Origin of the sequence: Streptomyces sp. NPDC093591 (genome assembly GCF_044764885.1) — a bacterium.
In the GTDB taxonomy this organism is placed as follows: Bacteria; Actinomycetota; Actinomycetes; order Streptomycetales; family Streptomycetaceae; genus Streptomyces.
Genome location: NZ_JBIWIY010000010.1, coordinates 185,754 through 205,886, shown reverse-complemented (window position 1 = coordinate 205,886; position 20,133 = coordinate 185,754). Strand labels below are relative to the sequence as shown.

General features: G+C 70.8%; 18 protein-coding genes. 6 read left to right on the top strand and 12 right to left on the bottom strand.

The window, feature by feature from the left end:
- Positions 1 to 40: 40 nt before the first annotated feature.
- Positions 41 to 1,075, bottom strand: a complete 1,035-nt coding sequence (locus ACIREI_RS22665) for a LacI family DNA-binding transcriptional regulator (protein ID WP_403335574.1) — start codon at positions 1,073 to 1,075, stop codon at positions 41 to 43.
- A complete protein-coding gene (locus tag ACIREI_RS22660) occupies positions 1,072 to 3,465 on the bottom strand; it encodes a glycoside hydrolase family 2 protein (protein ID WP_403335571.1) in 2,394 nt (797 codons plus the stop codon). Before ACIREI_RS22660 ends, ACIREI_RS22665 begins: the two co-directional genes overlap by 4 nt.
- Positions 3,466 to 3,618: 153 nt before the next feature.
- On the opposite strand from ACIREI_RS22660, the gene ACIREI_RS22655 reads away from it, so the two are divergent.
- The 3 genes from ACIREI_RS22655 to ACIREI_RS22645 are packed head-to-tail and all read left to right on the top strand — an operon-like array spanning position 3,619 to position 6,715.
- Entirely contained in the window at positions 3,619 to 4,929 is a 1,311-nt protein-coding gene (locus ACIREI_RS22655) for an ABC transporter substrate-binding protein (protein ID WP_403335568.1), read from the top strand.
- Positions 4,929 to 5,888: a carbohydrate ABC transporter permease gene (locus tag ACIREI_RS22650; RefSeq protein WP_403335565.1), complete on the top strand. Its 960-nt coding sequence runs from the start codon at positions 4,929 to 4,931 to the stop codon at positions 5,886 to 5,888. Before ACIREI_RS22655 ends, ACIREI_RS22650 begins: the two co-directional genes overlap by 1 nt.
- On the top strand, positions 5,885 to 6,715 hold the full coding sequence (locus ACIREI_RS22645) for a carbohydrate ABC transporter permease (RefSeq protein ID WP_403335562.1): 831 nt from the start codon (positions 5,885 to 5,887) through the stop codon (positions 6,713 to 6,715). The genes ACIREI_RS22650 and ACIREI_RS22645 overlap by 4 nt, the downstream gene beginning before the upstream one ends.
- 59 nt (positions 6,716 to 6,774) lie before the next feature.
- On the opposite strand, the gene ACIREI_RS22640 is transcribed toward ACIREI_RS22645, so the two are convergent.
- The 7 genes from ACIREI_RS22640 to ACIREI_RS22610 all read right to left on the bottom strand — a co-directional run bounded on the left by ACIREI_RS22640 (position 6,775) and on the right by ACIREI_RS22610 (position 13,507).
- Positions 6,775 to 8,055: an HRDC domain-containing protein gene (locus tag ACIREI_RS22640; protein WP_403335559.1), complete on the bottom strand. Its 1,281-nt coding sequence runs from the start codon at positions 8,053 to 8,055 to the stop codon at positions 6,775 to 6,777.
- Between the two features lie 268 nt (positions 8,056 to 8,323).
- Positions 8,324 to 8,845: a hypothetical protein gene (locus ACIREI_RS22635; protein WP_403335556.1), complete on the bottom strand. Its 522-nt coding sequence runs from the start codon at positions 8,843 to 8,845 to the stop codon at positions 8,324 to 8,326.
- A 97-nt stretch (positions 8,846 to 8,942) separates the two neighbouring features.
- Positions 8,943 to 10,148 (bottom strand): putative T7SS-secreted protein, encoded by a 1,206-nt coding sequence (locus ACIREI_RS22630; RefSeq protein ID WP_403335554.1) that lies wholly within the window; start codon positions 10,146 to 10,148, stop codon positions 8,943 to 8,945.
- A 10-nt stretch (positions 10,149 to 10,158) separates the two neighbouring features.
- On the bottom strand, positions 10,159 to 10,473 hold the full coding sequence (locus ACIREI_RS22625; protein WP_403335551.1) for a hypothetical protein: 315 nt from the start codon (positions 10,471 to 10,473) through the stop codon (positions 10,159 to 10,161).
- A gap of 184 nt (positions 10,474 to 10,657) precedes the next feature.
- Positions 10,658 to 11,365, bottom strand: coding sequence for a hypothetical protein (locus ACIREI_RS22620; RefSeq protein WP_403335548.1), 708 nt, complete (start codon positions 11,363 to 11,365; stop codon positions 10,658 to 10,660).
- Between the two features lie 528 nt (positions 11,366 to 11,893).
- Positions 11,894 to 12,556, bottom strand: coding sequence for a response regulator transcription factor (locus ACIREI_RS22615; RefSeq protein ID WP_003997051.1), 663 nt, complete (start codon positions 12,554 to 12,556; stop codon positions 11,894 to 11,896).
- Positions 12,557 to 12,829: 273 nt separating this feature from the next.
- Positions 12,830 to 13,507 (bottom strand): DUF3000 domain-containing protein, encoded by a 678-nt coding sequence (locus ACIREI_RS22610; RefSeq protein WP_403335545.1) that lies wholly within the window; start codon positions 13,505 to 13,507, stop codon positions 12,830 to 12,832.
- Between the two features lie 104 nt (positions 13,508 to 13,611).
- Between ACIREI_RS22610 and hemE the strand changes: the two genes are divergently transcribed.
- Complete coding sequence (gene hemE, locus ACIREI_RS22605; RefSeq protein WP_403335542.1) at positions 13,612 to 14,667, top strand: uroporphyrinogen decarboxylase; 1,056 nt, start codon at positions 13,612 to 13,614, stop codon at positions 14,665 to 14,667.
- Positions 14,668 to 14,673: 6 nt separating this feature from the next.
- On the opposite strand, the gene ACIREI_RS22600 is transcribed toward hemE, so the two are convergent.
- Positions 14,674 to 15,495 carry a rhomboid family intramembrane serine protease gene (locus ACIREI_RS22600; RefSeq protein ID WP_403335539.1) on the bottom strand — a complete coding sequence of 274 codons (822 nt, stop codon included), beginning with the start codon at positions 15,493 to 15,495 and terminating at the stop codon, positions 14,674 to 14,676.
- Between the two features lie 125 nt (positions 15,496 to 15,620).
- On the opposite strand from ACIREI_RS22600, the gene ACIREI_RS22595 reads away from it, so the two are divergent.
- Complete coding sequence (locus ACIREI_RS22595) at positions 15,621 to 15,956, top strand: hypothetical protein (RefSeq protein ID WP_403335536.1); 336 nt, start codon at positions 15,621 to 15,623, stop codon at positions 15,954 to 15,956.
- Between the two features lie 120 nt (positions 15,957 to 16,076).
- Here ACIREI_RS22595 and ACIREI_RS22590 read toward each other — a convergent pair whose 3' ends face one another.
- Together ACIREI_RS22590 and ACIREI_RS22585 are read right to left on the bottom strand one after the other, a co-directional pair.
- Positions 16,077 to 17,480 (bottom strand): FAD-dependent oxidoreductase, encoded by a 1,404-nt coding sequence (locus ACIREI_RS22590; protein ID WP_403335534.1) that lies wholly within the window; start codon positions 17,478 to 17,480, stop codon positions 16,077 to 16,079.
- Positions 17,481 to 17,507: 27 nt separating this feature from the next.
- Positions 17,508 to 18,509 (bottom strand): DUF4349 domain-containing protein, encoded by a 1,002-nt coding sequence (locus ACIREI_RS22585; RefSeq protein ID WP_403335531.1) that lies wholly within the window; start codon positions 18,507 to 18,509, stop codon positions 17,508 to 17,510.
- A 161-nt stretch (positions 18,510 to 18,670) separates the two neighbouring features.
- Between ACIREI_RS22585 and hemG the strand changes: the two genes are divergently transcribed.
- A complete protein-coding gene (gene hemG, locus ACIREI_RS22580; protein ID WP_403335528.1) occupies positions 18,671 to 20,131 on the top strand; it encodes a protoporphyrinogen oxidase in 1,461 nt (486 codons plus the stop codon).
- Positions 20,132 to 20,133 lie beyond the last annotated feature (2 nt).

Below are 20,133 nucleotides of genomic sequence, written 5' to 3'. Positions count from 1 at the left end.
CGCGAGCAACCCACGACAACCCGCAGCCCCGTACGAAACCTCACCGAGGCGGCGCAGTGGACCCCCGAGGAGTGAGCACCGGAGTAGGCACGGGATGCGACCCCACCCCACCACCCATGATCACCCCGAACAACGTCCGAGCCACCTCCGCCCCGAACCCATGCACGTCATGACTCATCGCGGACAAGGTCGGATGCGTAAGCCGGCACAACTGCGAGTCGTCCCAAGCCAGCAACGACACGTCCCCCGGCACCGACAAGCCCATCTCCGCCGCCACCGAAAGCCCCGCCACGGCCATGATGTCGTTGTCGTACACGATCGCCGTCGGCCGATCAGCCGGCGCGGCCATGAGCAGCGACCGTGTCGCCCGAGCACCCGCATCCCCGGAGAAATCCGTCGCCACCTGCCACGCCCCGGCCAGCGCCAGCGAACGCGCCGCCTCGTCGAACGCCGCCGTGCGGATGGCCGTGTGCCCGAGCGCCGCCGCCCCGCCCACCCGGGCGATCCGCCGATGCCCCAGCGCGGCCAGATACCGCACAGCCTCCGTGACGGCGGTGGCGTCGTCGGTCCACACCGAGGTCAGCCCGCCCGTCAGCGACGGGTGCCCGACCGCGACGACCGGCATCTTCAGCCGCTGCGCCGCCGCCACTCTCGGGTCGTCGGCGCGGAAGTCGACCAGGATCGAACCGCCGATCTGCCGCCCCCGCCACCACGACTCCTGAAGCCCGACCTCCTCGTCCAGATTCCGTACGAGCCTGAGCAGCAGCGAGCAGGAGTGCTCGGTCAGGACGCTCTCCACACCCGAGACGAACTCCATGTAGAAGGGTTCGAGGCCGAGCAGCCGGGCCGGCCGGCAGATCGCCAGCCCCACCACGTCCACCCGCGACCCGGCCAGCGTCCGCGCCGTGAGGTTCGGCGCCCAGCCCAGCTCCCGCGCGGCCCGGAAGATCCGGTCCCGGGTCGCCTCCGACAGGCCCGGCTTGTGGTTGAAGGCGAGGGACACGGCCCCCTTGGACACACCGGCGCGCGCGGCGACGTCCTTGATGGTGACGCGGGGTGTCGGCGTGGCCGTCATCGGCTGGGCTCCATGCAGTACAGGGCGGAGCGTGCGGCCTCCGCGTCGGGAGTCTCCCAGCCGCGCACCCCGATGGTCACCTCTTCGCCGGGCAGCAGCGTGACGAGCCCCCGGTCGGCCCGGGCGTCCGGATGCAGCCGATCGGCCTGGAGCAGCAGGTCCCGTACGAGGGTACGGGCCGTCACCACGAGCCCACCCGGCACGAGCCTCACCTCGAACTCCGGCCGCGGATACGGGACTTCACGATCCGGCGCGGGAAAGTGCACGGCCCGCAGACCGTCCGCGTCCGCCACGAGGAACTCCTTCGGCCCGACCGGCTCCAGCTCCCCGGGCACACCGACCCGGGCCACCGCCCGCCCCTCGGCGCCGAACCTCACGCTCGCCTCGCCGGCCACCACCCCCTCGACGGACATCCGCCGCAGCCGCGCGGTCCCGGCCCACCCCTCGGCCGCCTGATTGACGACGGCCAACTCCAGCCCACCGTCCCGCACGCGCAGCGTCAGCAACCGGTCCGCGTACAGCCGCCGCAGCTCGTGGTAGAGCGGCTTCTCCCGCCCGTCCCCGTCGATCGCCGCCCACGACGTCACCGGCCAGCAGTCGTTGAGCTGCCATACGACCGTGCCCGCGCACACCGGCCAGTGCGACCGCCAGTGCTCGATCCCGGCCGCCACGGCCCGCGCCTGGTTGACCTGCGTGAGGTAGTGCCAGCGGTCGAAGTTCCCCCCGGGACTCCCCTCCAAGTCCCCCTCGGGAAAGGCGAAATGCCGCTCCAGCCCCCGCCGCAGCTTCCCGTTGCCGTCGTCCGCCTTCTGGTGGTGCAGCATGCCGGGGGAGTCCGGCGCGAGCTCCTCGCCCGGCAGCGCGCGCCGCAGTGTGGCGTACGCGGGCGGCGCCTGCCAGCCGAACTCGGCCACGAACCGGGGCACGTTCAGCCGGTAGTCGGCGTAGTCCTCCCGGTTCCACACCTCCCAGGAGTGGTGCGTGCCGTGCGCCGGATCGTTCGGATGCCGGTCCCACGACCCGGACCAGGGACTGCCCGCCGTGTACGGCCGCGTCGGATCCAACTCGGCCACCACCCGCGGCAGCAGGCCCAGGTAGTACCCCTCGCCCCAGGAGTCCCCGGCCAGCCGAGGCTCCCACTCCCAGTCCCGGAACCCCCACAGGTTCTCGTTGTTGCCGTTCCACAGCACGAGCGAGGGATGCGGCATCAGCCGTACGACGTTCTCGCGGGCCTCGGCCTCCACCTCCCCGCGCAGCGGCTGCTCCTCCGGATAGGCCGCGCACGCGAACGGGAAGTCCTGCCACACCAGCAGCCCCAGCTCGTCGCAGGCGTCGTAGAAGTCCTCGCTCTCGTAGATCCCGCCGCCCCAGATCCGTACGAGATCCACGCCCGCGTCGGCCGCCTGCCGCAGCCGCTCCCGGTACCGCTCGCGGGTGATCCGGGACGGGAACACATCGTCCGGGATCCAGTTGACGCCCCGTGCGAACAGCCGCTCGCCGTTGACGACGAGGGTGAAGCCGGTGCCGTGCTCATCGGGCCGGCGGTCCAGCTCGGCGGTCCGGAAACCGACCCGCCGACGCCACACATCCAGCGCGTCCCCGCCCTGCAGAAGCGTCAACTCGACGTCGTACAGTGGCTGTTCACCGTATCCACGCGGCCACCACAGCTCCACGTCCGGCACCGTCAGCCGTACGACCCCACCCGTCCCGTCGATCTCGGCCCGGGCCCGCACCCCGCCGACCGTCGCCTCCACGGTGAGCGGCGCCTCGACCCGGGTCCGCTCGACGTCGACCGCCAACTCGACGTGCCCGGTGCCCTGTTCGACCGTCACCAAGGGCCGTACGCGGGCGATCCGGGCCGTCGACCACTGCTCCAGCCGCACCGGCCGCCAGATCCCGGCCGTCACCAGGGTCGGCCCCCAGTCCCAGCCGAAGGAGCAGGCCATCTTGCGGAGGTACTGATAGGGCTCGGCGTAAGCGGCGGGCCGTTCGCCCAGCTTGCCGCGCACGGCCTCGGCCTCGGCATAGGCGGAGGCGAAACGCACCGAGAGCCGCCCGCTCAGCCCCGTCACGTCGAAGCGGTACGAGCGGTGCATGTTCCGTACCCGGCCCAGGAGCCGGCCGTCGAGCAGGATCTCGGCGACCGTGTCGAGCCCGTCGAAGACCAGGTCGGTCTGCTCATGACCGGAGGTGACGGTCAGGTCGGTCTCATAGGTCCAGTCCCGCCGACCCACCCACGCCACCTCGGCCTCGTTCCGCCCGAGAAACGGATCCGGGATCACCCCCGCCGCCAGCAGATCGGTGTGCACACAGCCGGGCACGGCGGCCGGGAGCGCCGCTCCCTCGTGCCGCAGGGTCCATCCGTCGGTGAGCGGTGTGGCCTGAAGCATGCGCGCTCTCCTAAACCGATCAAGTCCCAGCGCGGGGAAGCTTTTTGGCATCGTTGGCGAGATACGGACTTTACCGGTTAAGAAAACGTTGTCAGAGTTCGGAACCAGCCAACCCGCTCGTGCTCGTCCATCCCAAGAACGGAGCTGACGCACATGAACAGCCGTACAGTCCTCGCCATGGTCACGGGTGCCCTGCTGCTCTCGGCGTGCACCGGCACCGGAGGAAGCTCGCAGGGCGCCGAGGCCAAGGCCGCCGACGACCCGTCGAAGGTGAGCGGCACCATCACCGTCCTCACCCACCGGACCGACCTCGTGCAGGACGGGACGATGAAAAAGTACGCCGCCGAGTTCAACAAGACGTATCCCAAGGTGAAGGTCGAGTTCGACGCCATCACCGACTACGAGGGCGAAGTCAAGATCCGTATGAACACGGAGAACTACGGCGACGTCCTCATGATCCCGGCCGTGATCGAGAAGAAGGACTACCCCAAGTTCTTCGCCTCGCTGGGCACCCAGGCCGAGCGGAGCAAGAAGTACCGCTTCACCGACTACACCACCGTCGACGGCAAGGTCTACGGCCAGAGTCCGCTCGGCGCCGTCCCCGGCTTCATCTACAACAAGAAGGTCTGGAGCGAGGCCGGAATCACCGACTGGCCCACCACACCGGACGAGTTCCTCGACGGCCTGAAGGCGATCAAGTCGAAGACCGACGCGGTCCCGTACTACACCAACTTCAAGGACATGTGGCCGCTCACCCAGTGGACGCAGGTCAACGGCTCGCCCAGCTGTGACGAGCAGGCCACCACCAAGCTCGCCGAGGGCAACCCGTGGGCCGAGGGCGCCGATGTCCGGACCGCCGACACGCTGCTGTACGACATCGTCCACGAGGGGCTCATCGAGAAGGACCCGACGACCACCAACTGGGAGGCGTCCAAGCCCCGGATCGCCAAGGGTGAGATCGCCACGATGTGGCTCGGCTCCTGGGCGGTCATCCAGATGCAGGGCGCGGCGAAGCAGGCCGGCGCCGACCCGGACGACATCGGGTTCATGCCCTTCCCCGCCCAGAAGGACGGCATGTTCTGCGCGGTGACGCTGCCCGACTACAACCAGGCCGTGAACATCAACTCCGAGCACAAGGAGGCGGCCCGCGCCTGGATCGACTGGTTCACCGACAAGTCCGGCTACGCGGCCGACAACCTCGCGCTGTCCCCGCTCAAGGCCGACCCGCTGCCGGCGATCCTGAAGCCGTACGAGGAAGCGGGCGTCAAGCTCCTCGACCTCGACGACGCCCTGGGCGCCCAGGTGAAGTCCATCGACAACCAGTCCGAGGTCGGCATCTACAAGCCCGACTACCGCCAGGACCTGGTCGACCTCGCGCGCGGCGCCACGAAGGGCAGCCTGGACGACTTCCTGAACGGCCTGGGCGAGAAGTGGACGGACACCCAGAAGTCGCTGGGGTCCTGATGACGGACACGACCGAGAAGGGGGAGGTCGAATCCTCACCAGGGCCGGCCGTCCCTGAACCGGCCCCCGCCCCGCGCACAGCCCGTCTGTGGCGCGGGGCCACCCCCTGGCTCTTCCTGCTCGCCCCGCTGGCCCTGCTGCTCACCTTCACCTATGCGCCGATCGCCAACATGGTCGCGTACAGCTTCACCGACTGGGACGGCGTCAGCCCCGAGCTGCACTACACGGGCACCGAGAACTACGCCGAACTCTTCACGCGCTCCGACCTGTTCGAGGTCTTCTGGGTCAGCGGCTACTACCTGGCCGCGTCCGTCTTCCAGATCGTCGCCGCGCTGTACTTCGCGACGATCCTGAGCTTCAACGTCCGCTTCCGGAACTTCTTCAAGGGCGTGCTGTTCTTCCCGTATCTGATCAACGGGGTCGCGATCGGCTTCGTCTTCCTCTACTTCTTCCAGGACGGCGGCACCCTCGACTCCGTCCTCGGCCTGTTCGGCGTGGAGACGGACCGTGCCTGGCTCGGCACCCCGGAATCGGCGAACACCTCACTCGCCGCCGTCTCCGTCTGGCGCTACCTGGGCCTGAACTTCGTCCTCTTCCTCGGCGCGATCCAGTCGATCCCCGGGGAGCTGTACGAGGCGGCCGAACTGGACGGCGCGAACCGCTGGCACCAGTTCCGCTACATCATCGCGCCGGGCATCAAGCCGGTCCTGAGCCTGACGGTGATCCTCTCGATCTCCGGCTCGCTCTCGGTCTTCGAGATCCCGTACATCATGACGGGCGGGGCGACCGGCACCGAGACCTTCGTGATCCAGACCGTGAAGCTGGCCTTCCAGTTCAACAAGACGGGGCTCGCCTCCGCGGCCGCGGTCGTGCTGCTGCTGATCGTCCTGGCCGTGACCTGGGTACAGCGGCGCCTCGTCCCCGACTCCGCCGACGACAAGAGGATGGACCTCGCATGACCCGCCGCGCGGTGGCCCGCACCCTGGTGTACCTGTCCCTGATGGCCGCGACGGTGGTGGTCCTGCTCCCGCTGGCGGCGGTGGTCCTGACGTCGCTCAAGTCCGAGCAGGAGATGGCGAACGACAGCGGAGCGCTGGCCCTCCCCGACGACCTGCTGAATTTCGGCAACTACGTGACGGCGTTCCAGGACGGACGGATGCTCTCGGCGTTCGCCAACACGGCGATCATCCTGCTCTTCGCCATCGGCGGCACGGTCCTCATCGGCTCGATGACGGCGTACGCCGTCGACCGCTTCACCTTCCGCTTCAGGAAGCTGGTCGTGGCCCTGTTCCTGGTCGCCGCCCTGGTCCCCGGCGTGACGACCCAGGTGGCGACCTTCCAGATCGTCAACAGCTTCGGCATGTTCGACAGCCTCTGGGCGCCGATCGCCCTCTACATGGGCACGGACATCGTCTCGATCTACATCTTCCTGCAGTTCGTCCGCTCCATCCCGACCTCCCTGGACGAGGCGGCCCGCCTGGACGGCGCCAACGCCTTCACGATCTACCGCAAGATCATCTTCCCGCTGCTGAAGCCGGCGATCGCGACGGTGGTGATCGTCAAGGGCATCACCACCTACAACGACTTCTACACCCCGTTCCTCTACATGCCCTCGGAGGACCTTGGCGTGATCTCGACGTCGTTGTTCCGCTTCAAAGGGCCCTTCGGCGCCCACTGGGAGACGATCTCGGCAGGAGCGGTGCTGGTGATCCTGCCGACCTTGATCGTCTTCCTGCTGTTGCAGAGGTTCGTCTACAACGGCTTCATGAAGGGAGCGACCAGGTGAGGCGCCCCTTCAGGGGCCTACGGCCTTTGGGCGCCCTACAGGAGATCCTCCTACGGCGACTAGGCGGACAAAGCAGCCACCAGTACCGGCGTGACCTGCTCAACCTGCCAAGGCCGGGCCCCGCAAGCAGCCAGCGCCTCCGCGACAGCCTCCGCGTCGACAACCTTCGGCGGCTCCCAGCAAACCCGCCGCACCGTATCCGGCGTGATCAGGTTCTCCTGAGGCATATTGAGCTGCTCGGCCAGCGCCGAAACCGCGGCCCGAGCCGCGGAGAGCCGAGCCGCCGCGGCGGGGTCCTTGTCGGCCCAGGCCCGCGGCGGCGGAGGCCCGGTCACCGGCTGCCCGGGCGCCGGCAACTGCGCGTCGGTCAAGGTCTTCGCACGATCCACCGCGGACTGCCACTGCTCCAGCTGCCGCCGCCCCATCCGGTGCCCGAACCCATTGAGCGCGGCCAGGGCGTGCACATTCGCCGGCAAGGAGAGCGCGGCCTCCACGATGGCCGCGTCACTGAGCACCTTGCCCGGCGACACATCCCGCTTCTGCGCGATCCGGTCCCGCGTCTGCCACAGCTCCCGGACGACAGCGAGCTGCCGCCGCCTGCGCACCTTGTGCATCCCGGACGTACGCCGCCACGGATCCTTGCGCGGCTCAGCGGGCGGCGCGGCGGCGATCGCGTCGAACTCCTGCCACGCCCACTCCAGCTTCCCCTGCCGGTCCAGCTCCTTCTCCAGGGCGTCGCGCAGATCGACGAGGAGCTCGACGTCGAGCGTCGCGTACCGCAGCCACGGCTCGGGCAGCGGGCGGGTCGACCAGTCGACGGCCGAGTGCCCCTTCTCCAGGACGAACCCGAGCACGTTCTCGACCATCGCCCCGAGGCCGACCCTGGGGAACCCGGCGAGCCGCCCGGCCAGCTCGGTGTCGAAGAGCCGGGTCGGCACCATGCCTATCTCGCGCAGACAGGGCAGATCCTGGGTGGCCGCGTGCAGCACCCACTCCACGCCGGAGAGTGCCTCGCCGAGCCCGGACAAATCGGGGCATGCCACGGGGTCGATCAGCGCGGACCCCGCGCCCTCGCGGCGCAGCTGCACGAGATAGGCGCGCTGGCCGTACCGGTAGCCGGACGCGCGTTCGGCATCGACGGCGACGGGGCCGGAGCCCGCGGTGAAGGCGGCGATCACCTCGGCGAGCGCGGCCTCGTCGGCGATCACGGGCGGGATGCCCTCGCGGGGCTCCAGCAAAGGGATCGGCGCCTCCGTAACAGAAGATCCGCCGTCGTCCGGAGGGGCGCCTCCGGTGGTTCGCAGTGAACTGTCTGCTGCGGTCTCTTGGGCGTCGGTCACATGTCAAGGGTATCCGTACGCGCGAGCGTCTGACCTGCGCGTTCTGGACACATTGGCGCTGACCTGCGGAAACACGCCTCGTCGTTTCTCATGGCCGACCGGTGCTTCTCGGCCACTCCGGCCCTCGATGCGCCCCGCAGATGGCCGGAATCCTCCGAAAGCGGCCCATCTCCACCACCGGGGAGCCGTGGCCCCGGCCCCCGTGACGCAGCCCCTGCGCGACGCCTCCCCGCCCGCCCTCCGGGCGGACGGGGTTCGTCGGACGGCCCTACCCCTCCGGGGTGGAGGTGGCCGGACGGAGGGTGGAGAGGAAGGCCTGGAAGTCCTCCAGGACGTCCTGCAGCTGGCTCGTCCTCGCCGTCAGCGCGATCTCGATCTCGGCGCGCTCACTGCGCCGCTGCGCGTTCTCCAGCACCAGGATGAACTGGCTCTGCGCGAGCTCCATCGGCTGCCCGTTGACGGTGGCCTGGATGCGCAGGTTCTGCACGATCCCCGGAGCGTCGATGAGGCCCGGCGCGGGCGAGGTGCCCACCTCGGCGCGCTTGACGACGTCGACGGCGCCGACGTTCTCGCGCAGCCGCCGTACCGACTCCTCGGCGAGGCCGTGCAGGCTCGACGGGCCGTCGAGGGTGTGGCCGGTGACCGTGATGTTCGGCATGAAGCCCTGGCCCCGGGAGGCCATGTGCAGGGCGACGAAGGCGGCGTTCGGGGCGCCGACCTCGTCCGGGGGTGCCGACTGCCAGCCCTGCGGGAGCTCGATGGTGAGCGGGACCGGAAGCGTGCCCGGCATGGTGGATCAACTCCTTGCGGTACGGGTTCTGACGGTACGGGAAGCGACGGGGGAGAGGCGACGGCGGGGAGCCCCGGCCGGGGCTCCCCGCGGCGAGTCAGTCGAACCAGTCCCCGACCGCGTCGACCGCGTCGCCGGCCGCGTCGGTGATCTTGCCCGGGTCGATCTCGATCTGGCCCCCGAGCTTGCCGCCGACGCCGACGGCGACGCCCAGGTCTGCGCCGATGACGAACTTGCCGTCCTTCATGCCGGCGTCGAAGTGGGCCTCGGCACCGGCGCCGGCCCACGCCTCCGCCGTGCCACCGACGCCGACACCGGCGACGGAGGCATGTCCCTCCGCGCTGGCCTTGGCACCGGCGAAGGCCTCGCCGCCGACGTGGACGCCGTCGGTGCCGATGGAGCCCTTGACGCCGGCCTCGGCGCCCACGTACGCCTCGCCCTTGCCGGAGGCCTCGAACAGACCGGCCGAGTACTTGCCTTCGGCCGCGGCCTGGGCGAGATAGGCCTTGCCGGATGCCTGTGCGGTGGCGTTCCCGTCCACCAGGCCCACGCCGGCGGAGGCATCGACGCCGAGGAGGTTGACGCCGGCCTTGCCGGAGACCTCGCCGCCCGCGAACTCACCGCGGCCCTTGGCCTCGGCGCCCCAGACCTTGGCGTCGGCGGTGACGGAAGGGCCGGCCACGGTGACGCCCGGCCCCTTGCCCTCGCGCAGCGCTTCCCGCTCCGCCTGCGTCATGTTCTTGTGGTCGCCCCAGGCGCCGACGGGCCTGGTCTCGGGTGCCCGTTCCAGCTCGCTGCGCTGGATCTTCCTGGACGTCGCGCCGGTGTTGTCCTGCGCCGCCTCCGAAGCCCAGAACAGCCAGTCGGGCGCGTTGTCGCCCTCACCGCCCTGGGCCTTGAACTTCTTGGCCGCGGCGTCGCCCTCGGACTCGACGTGGGCGCGCGCGGCCGCCAGCAGCTGCTCGCCGCCGCTCTCGTCGCCCCCGTCGTACAGCCGGATGGCGTCCTCCGCCTGACCCTGGGCCCAGGCCAGGGCACCGGCGTAGGCTCGCAGCGCCTGCGCGGCCGCACCGAGGGCGTCCGAGCCGCGGTACCACTTCTGCTTCTGGCCCGAGAAGTCCTCCCAGAAGGCGTCGCTGGCCTGTCCATGCCAGCCGGGAATGCGGACGGAGCCGAGCTCGTCCCCGATGCCGTCGAGGGTCTTCGCATGGCCGTCGAGCTTGTCCGCGTCGCCCGTGAGCTTCGACGGGTTTCCCGGGATCAGCTCGCGCGGGTCCTTGGTGGAGCCGAGTTGTGCCGCCATTGCTTCCCCGTCAGTAGCTCGGGCCGGCGGTGACCGCGGGCCCGGTGAAGTGGTTCTGGGACTCCCGCTCGGAGCGTTCGTAGGACTCGGCGTTCTCGTCCAGCTTGGCCGAGGAGTTCTCCCCGTCCTCCTTCATCGGGCTCTTGACGGCCTGCATCCAGGTGGCCATCAGCTGCCCGAACTCCTTGGCCGCGTCGCCGTGGCCGAAGTCGCCGCTCGACTTGCCGAGTTCGTCGAGCTTCACCTTGTCGCTCTTGCCCACGGAGTCCTTGATCTTCTTGGCGGCCGACCGCAGTTCGGACGGCTCCACGTCGAACTGGCCCATCGGCTCCCCCCTCTACGTCCAGGCGGGCGCGAACGCACGTCCGCGCCCTGATTGTTGAGAACGCAAAAAGGGTCTCCCAAAGGCAAAGACGCTGCGACACCGGCTGCGGACCTCACATGATTCCTACCGGGAAGCTTCATAGCGCGACCGCATCGTGCGCCTCGGACGGCCGTCCTGCGCTGTCCTACGGCGCCTGCGGAGGCCGGGCGGGTGACAGCGACCCCAAGTGGCCGGCGGCGTCGACGAGATACTCAAGGGGCTCGTCGAACGTCTCACCGCTCAACTCGGTCCGCGAACGCGAGGTGATCAGCTGACCGTCGTGAAGCCGGAGCGGGAGCTCCGTGGCCCGGGGGTCGGAGGTGAGGAACTCCGCCAGGCCGCCGAGCAGAACGGCCCGGGCACGCTCCTCGTCACGGGAGACGATGTGGAAGTCCTTGTCGAGCCGCGGGATTCCCAGCTCCATGGCCCGCCCCCGCATGAGCGTGTCGAACCAGCCGTCGCGGTAGGCGCGCAGGTCCGGAACCTCCACGCCCAGATTCAGGGCCCAGACGGAGTGGACGATGACCTGCGTCGTCTCTGTGTCGATGTCGCTGTTGTAGTAGCGGTACTCGAAGGCGCGGAAGCCGAATCCGCGGTACGTGCCGCTGATGACGTTGTCCCCCATGACGCCGCTGGCCCGGTCCGGGAGCGGCTCTCCCCCCTGGTACGCGTCGACGAGGCTGGGCACGCCCTCCTCGTAGGTCCACCCCCGGCTCTCGGCGAACGACTGCAGCCGCGCGGACGCCTCTTCGGCCCTGCGCTGCTTGCGGGCCTTGCCCCGGCGGTCCCACACGACGAGAGCCACGACGCCGGCAATCGCCAGCAGGAACAGGACTGCTTCGATTCCACTCATGGCGCCAGCATCCCCCGAGGCCCTTTCGCGGGCCCACCCCCCTGGTGCTCCCTCACAATCCGCACCTCGCGGTCACACATTTCCCCCGCGCCCGCCCCGGCGGCAGCCCCTGGCCTCCCTGGGCTGAACCGAGCCGAAGTCCCCGGGAAGTTCACGCTGGTCGTCGGCGACAAGGAGTATCCGTGGCGGGTCGCCGCGCTCGTCATGGGCGGGGTGCTGCTGGTGGCGGGCGGGTTCTTCGCCGGTGTGCTCCGGCTCGTCCACGGGGCGCAGTAGGGGCACACCCGCACGCGGGCGAGGAGCCGTGCTGCCCGGCGGCACCGCATGGACAGCGCCCGCCGACGGAACGTTCCGTCGGCGGGCGCCTGAGGGTCGTAAACCAGTCGGTCGGCTGAAAGGTCCGGTCCACGACAGAGGGGGGACGCGGGCGGGATCAGCGGCCGATCCCGTTCACGTCAGGGAATGATCAAGTGTTCGAATGGGGTGGGGCGGGGCTCGGTGGGTGGCGGTGGATGTCGGGGGCGGATGTCAGTGGATGATGCCGGTTCGCAGGGCCACGGCGACCATGCCGGCGCGGTCACCGGTGCCCAGCTTGCGGGCGATGCGGGCGAGGTGGCTCTTGACGGTCAGGGCGGACAGGCCCATCGAGACGCCGATCGCCTTGTTCGACTGGCCCTCCGCCACCAGCCGCAGCACCTCGACCTCGCGACCGGACAGCTCGCGGTAGCCGCCCGGGTGGCTCGGGGCACCCGGGTGGCGACGGTGCATACGGGCGGCGGCGGCGCCGATGGGGGCGGCACCAGGCCGGGTGGGGAGCCCGACGTTGGTGCGGGTGCCGGTGACGACGTAACCTTTCACGCCGCCGGCGAGGGCGTTGCGGACGGCGCCGATGTCATCGGCGGCGGACAGGGCGAGGCCGTTGGGCCAGCCCGCGGCGCGGGTCTCCGACAGGAGGGTGAGGCCGGAGCCGTCGGGCAGGTGGACGTCGGCGACACAGATGTCGCGGGGGTTGCCGATGCGGGGACGAGCCTCCGCGATGGACGAGGCCTCGATGACATCGCGCACACCGAGCGCCCAGAGGTGGCGGGTGACGGTGGAGCGGACGCGTGGATCGGCCACGACCACCATGGCGGTCGGCTTGTTCGGGCGGTAGGCGACCAGGCTTGCGGGCTGCTCGAGGAGAACGGACACCAGGCCTCCTGGGTGCGGGGACGGCTTTCAAGGTCACAGTCGTCTTCGGCACCAAACCCGTGGCCCTTTAGGGAAAGATCACGATTTAGTGAGTAACAATCGGGGCAATTCAGACACGTGGTCGATCGTTCGGTGATTGAATCGGTTCGCTCAAGGTCGATTCCTGACCGAAAGTGGCCGTATCGACAAAGTGATGGTCAAGTGTGTGACGGCTCGACCAGGGGGCGCTCGAGCAAGCGGAGATCGAGCAGGTGAGGGTCGAGCCGGTGGCGGTCAGCGGGACTGCGGATCGCGGCGCTGCGGCAGCGTCACCACCGACGCGTCGCCCGGACCCGCCGGGGGCAGACCCGCGACCTGGGCCAGCAGGTCGCACCAGGACGCCAGATGGGCCCCGGTGTCCGGAACCCCGCCCAGGCCCTCGCGCGGCGTCCAGGAGGCGCGGATCTCGATCTGCGAGGCCGCCGGGCGATCGGCCAGACCGCCGAAGTAATGCGAGCTCGCGCGCGTGACGGTGCCGCTCGGTTCGCCGTACGACAGCCCGCGCGCCTGGAGCGCACCGGTCAGCCAGGACCAGCACACGTCGGGCAGCAGCGGGTCGGCGGCCATCTCCGGCTCCAGCTCCGCCCGCACCAGAGTCACCAGCCGGAAGGCACCGCGCCAGGCGTCGTGCCCCGCCGGATCGTGCAGCAGCACCAGGCGGCCGTCGGCCAGGTCCTGGTCACCGTCGACGACGGCGGCCTCCAGCGCGTACGCGTAAGGAGCCAGGCGTTGGGGCGCCTTCGTCTGCTCGACCTCGATCTGCGGCCGCAGCCGCGCGGCCCTGAGCGCGTCGACGGCGGCCCGGAAGGGCGTCGGAGCCGTACTGCTCCCGTCCAAGTCGCCCTCCTTGGCGTCCTTTGCGTCGACCATTCCGCCAGCGCCGTCCGACAGTCGTTCCTGAGCCGCAGCCATGCCGGGAAGATTAAGGGGAACGGGGGCTTCGTGCAGGGAGAGACACCCGGACAACACGGCAACCCCGACGCCGGGCCCTGTGCGGCCGTGCGAGACTTGCCCCCGTGAGTGCCAACCAGACGCCGCCGACAGCCACGTACGAATCCGCCTTCCTCAAGGCGTGCAGGCGCGAACCCGTGCCGCACACGCCCGTGTGGTTCATGCGGCAGGCCGGGCGCTCCCTGCCGGAGTACCGCAAGGTGCGCGAGGGCATCCCGATGCTGGAATCGTGCATGCGGCCCGAGCTGGTCACCGAGATCACCCTGCAGCCCGTGCGCCGGCACGGCGTGGACGCGGCGATCTACTTCAGCGACATCGTCGTCCCGCTCAAGGCCATCGGCATCGACCTCGACATCAAGCCCGGCGTCGGCCCGGTCGTCGAGAACCCGATCCGCACCCGCGCCGACCTCGCCCAGCTGCGCGATCTCACCCCCGAGGACGTCTCGTACGTCACCGAGGCCATCGGCCTGCTGACGCGCGAGCTGGGCTCCACCCCCCTCATCGGATTCGCGGGGGCACCTTTCACCCTTGCGAGCTACCTCGTCGAGGGCGGCCCGTCCCGCACGTACGAGAACGCCAAGGCGATGATGTACGGCGACCCCGAGCTCTGGGCCGACCTGCTCGACCGCCTCGCCGATATCACGGCCGCCTTCCTCAAGGTCCAGATCGAGGCCGGCGCCTCCGCGGTCCAGCTCTTCGACTCCTGGGTCGGCTCCCTCGCCCCCGCCGACTACCGGCGCTCGGTGATGCCCCACTCCGCGAAGGTCTTCGACGCCGTCGCCGGCTACGGCGTCCCGCGCATCCACTTCGGCGTCGGCACCGGTGAGTTGCTGAATCTCATGGGCGAGGCCGGCGCGGACGTCGTCGGCGTCGACTGGCGCGTCCCGCTCGACGAGGCCGCCCGCCGCGTCGGCCCCGGCAAGGCGCTCCAGGGCAACCTCGACCCGACCATCCTGTTCACCACCCCCGAGGCCGTCGAGGCCAAGACCCGCGAGGTGCTCGACGCGGCGGCGGGCCTGGAAGGCCACGTCTTCAACCTCGGCCACGGCGTCATGCCGTCCACCGACCCGGACGCGCTGACCCGGCTCGTCGACTACGTCCACACGCAGACGGCCCGGTAGCGGCGCTCACCACGTGTGGGGCCGCGCCCTCCTGCCGAACAGCAGACCGCGCGGCTCCGGTGGCGGCGGCGTCCCCGGCTTGAGCGGCCAGGCGAACGCCATACCGGCCAGGAAGCCCACGATGTGCGCCGCGTACGCCACCGTGCCCGCGTCGGAGACGCCCTCGCCGTTCGAGTACACCGCCTGCAGCACGAACCAGAAGCCCAGCACCAGCCAGGCCGGCAGCCGCAGCGGCAGGAAGATCAGGAACGGGACGAGGACCCACACCCTGGCCTTCGGATACAGCACCAGATAGGCGCCCAGTACGCCCGCGATGGCCCCGGACGCGCCGATCAACGGGTCGGCGGAGTCGTCGTTGAGGAGCGCGAAGCCGTACGACGCCACGTAGCCGCAGGCGACGTAGAAGAGCAGGTACCGCACATGGCCCATGCGGTCCTCGATGTTGTTGCCGAAGATCAGCAGGAAGAGCATGTTGCCCAGCAGGTGCAGCCAGCCGCCGTGCAGGAACATCGCGGTGAAGACGGACAGCACCGGGGACTTGTCGTAGTCCGGCGCGCCGATCACACAGCCGGGGCCCTGCGGGCCCACGGCGACCTCGCCCGTGGGAACCACTCTCGGCAGCTGGTCGTGGATCAACTCCCGCGGCACGGCCGCGTAGTGGTCCAGGAACGCGTGCAGATGGCACAGCTGCGCCAGGCTGCTCTCACCGGCCACGGAGCCGACTGTGCCGGGCATGGACAGGAACACGTAGACATTCGCGGCGATCAGCGCGTATGTCACCCAGGGCGTGCGGCGCACCGGGTTCACGTCATGGACGGGTATGACCACGACAGGTATCTGCCCTGGATACGTCCGGCGAATCGGTGAACGTCGCCGTCGCCGCGTGCGTATGTCTCGGCAACCGCCCGCGGCACGGGGAAGGCGGGTCGCGGGGACTACGTGAGGAACAGGCGATGAACGACCGAGTTACTCCTCCGATTCAGGCGATGCCCGACGGGGAGGCCGAGATCGCCGTGGTGCTGCGGCTGCCGTGGGAAGACGTGGCCCGGCTGGGCCAGGAGGCCGGGAGGCTTGCTTCGCAGATGCAGCGGCCGGTGACCCTTGACGAGGCGGTGAGTCATCGGCTGCGCTCCGCGCGGGGGGCTGCGCATGCGAAGCCGGCGGGGGAGCAGCCGGCTGCCGCCGCGGCGATGCCGCCGAGCGTGAGTGCGTCTGTGTCGTCGTTGCCGTCGCGGCCGCCGGCTGAGCAGGCTCGGCAGGCCATTGAGAGGATCAACGGATCTGCGTAAGCGCCGTAGGGGCGTGGGTGGTTCGGCGGCTGCGGGCTGTCTGTGGCTGGTCGCGCCCACGCGGCGGAGCCGCATATCGATCCAGCCCCGCGCCCCTCAGGGAGTTGCACGCGCCGCCTGTTATGAGGCATGCACTGCCTTTGCTGCCTTGCGCGCCGCCACCAGTACCGGATCCCATACAGGCGAGAACGGTGGGGCATATCCCAGGTCCAGGGACACCATCTGCTCCACCGTCATCCCCGCCGTCAGGGCCACCGCCGCGATGTCCACCCTCTTGCCCGCGCCCTCCCTCCCCACGATCTGCACACCCAGCAGGCGGCCGGTGCGGCGTTCGGCGAGCATCTTGACCGTCATCGGCGACGCGCTCGGGTAGTAGCCGGCGCGGCTCGTGGACTCGATCGTCGCCGTGACGTACTGCAGGCCCGCCCTGCGCGCGTCCTTCTCGCGCAGGCCCGTGCGGGCGATCTCCAGGTCGCAGACCTTGCTGACGGCCGTGCCGACCACACCGGGGAAGGTGGCGTACTCGCCGGCGGCGTTCGTGCCGATGACCTGGCCGTGCTTGTTGGCGTGGGTGCCGAGGGCGATGTGGCGCTCCTGGCCGGAGACCAGGTCGAGGACCTCCACGCAGTCGCCGCCCGCCCAGACGTTCTCGTGGCCGCGCACGCGCATCGCCAGGTCGGTGAGCAGGCCGTCGTGGTCGCCGAGGGGGAGGCCGGCGGCTCGCGCGAGCGTCGTCTCCGGGCGAACGCCGATGCCCAGGACGACCACGTCCGCCGGGTATTCGGCCTCCTCCGTGGCCACCGCGCGGACGCGGCCGTCCTCGCCCGTGAGGATCTTGGTGACCTCGGCGTCGTTGACCATGGTGATGCCCAGCCCCTCCATGGCCTGGTGCACCAGGCGGCCCATGTCCGCATCGAGCGTGGACATGGGCTCGCTGCCGCGGTTGACGACGGTCACCTCGTAGCCGCGGTTGATGAGGGCTTCGGCCATCTCGACGCCGATGTAGCCGGCGCCGACCACGACCGCGCGTCGGCCACGCGTGCGTGCCAGCGTGTCGATGAGGGCCTGGCCGTCGTCGAGGGTCTGCACACCGTGCACGCCGGGGGCGTCGGCGCCCGGCATGTCGGGGCGGATCGGGCGGGCGCCCGTCGCGATGACGAGTTTGTCGTACGACGTCCAGGACTCGGCGCCGGAATCGACGTCACGCGCGCGTACCCGGCCGCCGGCCACGTCGATCTCCGTGACCTCCGTCCGCATGCGCAGGTCGATGTCCCGCGCGCGGTGCTCCTCGGCCGTACGGGCGATCAACCGGTCGCGGTCGGGGACCTCACCGCCCACCCAGTACGGGATGCCGCAGGCCGAGTAGGAGGTGAAGTGGCCGCGTTCGAACGCCACGATCTCCAGCTCCTCGGCGCTCCTCAGGCGCCGCGCCTGCGACGCCGCGGACATCCCCGCGGCGTCGCCTCCGATCACGACCAGTCGCTCCCGCGTACCCCGCACACCCCTCGCAGCGCTCATGTTCATGCGAACACGCTACGAGGGCCGGGCATTTCAGTCGCCCTCGCCGCTCTGATCGTCGCCCGCGCGCGTGGGCTGCGGTGCCGGGCGGGCGGTCGGCAGCGGGCCCAGGGCCGTCGTCACGGGCGCGGTGGCCGGCCGGCGGGGCAGCCGGGGGCGCAGGACCTTCAGCCACACCAGCACGATCAGCGCCGTCACCGCGGCGAAGGGCAGCACGGCACCGATCGCGACGGCGAGCCAGCGCAGCATCGTCACGAAGGCGCCCCAGCCGCCCGCGAGCGCGTCCAGGAAGCCGGGGTCGTCATCGGCCCTGGGCGCCTTCTTCACCGGCGTCTCCGACAGGGAGAGCGTGATCGTGGCCAGGCTCGTGCGGTCCTTCAGAGACGCCTGCTGGGCGAGCAGCGACTCCAGGTCGGCCTGGCGGGAGCTCAGCTCGCCCTCCAGCGTGACGACGTCGCTGAGCTTGGTCGCCTGGTCCATCAGCTCGCGGATCCGGGCCACACTGGCCCGCTGCGACTTGATGCGGCTCTCCACGTCCACGACCTGGTCGGTGACGTCCTGCGCCTTGGCGCTGCGCTCGACCAGCTTGCCCGCGCCCTCCAGTGCGGTGAGGACCTCGGCGTACCGGTCGACGGGCACGCGCAGGACGACGCGGGTGTGCTCGTGGCCCTCCTCGTCCCGTGTGGTCGTCTCGTTGCCGACGTAGCCGCCCGCGTTCTCGGTCGTGGCGCGGGCCTCGTCCAAAGCCTTCGGTACGTCCTTGACCTGCACGGTCAGCGAGGCGGTGCGGATGATGCGGCTCGCGGTGACCTTGGGTGCCGCGCTCGCCTTGCCGGCGCCGTAGCCGCTGCCCGGGGCGCCCTCCTTCACCCCTTCCTGAGGGCCCGCCGCGGCCGCCTCGTCCCCGCCGGCGTTGCTGCCGGACGCCGAGTCGCCCGCGCCGCTGCAGCCGCTTAGTGCGAGGGCCGCGGCCAGCAGGATGCCGGCCAGGGCCTGAACCGGTCGTACGGATCGTGTGGAGCGTCGTGTGCGCATGCGGGCGTCCCCCCGAGGGTCGTCGTGACGACTGATGCTCCTTCGACGCCGGGACCCCGCGGAACGTTGGCGGGAAACGGTCCCGATGCGGTCACGGTCGGGACTCGTGAAGGACACCGGGGCGCGGACGGAATGTCAGTGGGGTCTGAGAGGCTGTGGACATGCGCGAAGTGGAGACACGTACGGGGACGGGACGGGCCGTCGTCATCGGTGGCGGGATCGCGGGGCTCGCCGCGGCCCACCGGCTGCTGGACGCCGGCCGGCAGGTGACCGTCCTGGAGGCGTCGGACCGGGTCGGCGGCAAGCTGCTGCCGGGCCGGATCGCGGGCGTGCGCGTGGACTTCGGCGCCGAGTCGATGCTGGCCCGCCGCCCCGAGGCCCTCGCCCTCGCCCGCGAGGTGGGCCTCGCCGACCGCCTCCAGCCGCCCGCCACCGCGACCGCCTCGATCTGGACCCGCGGCGCCCTGCGCCCCATGCCCAAGGGCCATGTGATGGGCGTCCCCGGCACCGCCGCCGCCCTCTCCGGCGTCCTGTCCGACGAGGGCCTGGCCCGCATCGAGCGCGACGCCGACCTGCCCCGCACCGAGGTCGGGGACGACGTGGCGGTCGGCGAGTACGTGGCGGCACGCCTCGGCCGCGAGGTCGTCGACCGCCTGGTCGAACCCCTGCTGGGCGGCGTCTACGCGGGCGACGCGTACCGCATCTCGATGCGCTCGGCGGTCCCGCAGCTCTACCAGGCCGCCCGGACGCACGACTCCCTGACGGAGGCGGTCCGCGAGATCCAGGCCAAGGCCGCCGCCAACCAGCAGACCGGGCCGGTCTTCATGGGCATCGAGGGCGGCGTGGGCCAACTCCCGCTCGCCGTCGCGGAGTCGGTGCGCGCCCGGGGCGGCGAGATCGTGACCGGAGCGCCGGTCACGGAGCTGAGTCGCGAGGCGGCCGCCGGTTGGCGCGTCGTCGCCGGCGACCGGGTGCTGCACGCCGACGCGGTCGTGGTCGCCGTACCCGCCCCGGCCGCTGCCGGCCTTTTGCGCGCCGAGGCCCCCGAGGCCGCCGCCGAGCTGGCCGGCATCGAGTACGCCTCCATGGCCCTGGTCAGCCTCGCCTACCGCCGCGCCGACACCGACCTCCCCGCCGGCAGCGGCTTCCTCGTGCCGCCGGTGGACGGGCGCACCATCAAGGCGTCGACGTTCGCCTCCCAGAAGTGGGGCTGGATCGCCGACGAGGACCCGGACGTGGTCGTGCTGCGCACCTCCGTCGGGCGGTACGGCGAGACGGAGATCCTGGAGCGCGACGACGCCCACCTCGTCGACGTCTCCCGGCACGATCTGGAGGCGGCGACCGGCCTCGCCGCCACGCCCCTCGAAACCCGCGTCACCCGCTGGACCGACGGCCTGCCCCAGTACCCGGTCGGGCACCACGCGCGCGTGGCCCGCATCCGCGAGCACGTCGCCAAGGTGCCGGGCCTCGCGGTGTGCGGCGCGCAGTACGACGGCGTCGGCATCCCGGCCTGCATCGCGAGCGCGTACGCCGCGGTGGACCAGATCCATGGCGACCTCAGCGGTGTGCAGGAGCTCACCGCCCACCCGGTGCAGAGTCTGCACGGAGGAGCGGGAGAATAAGG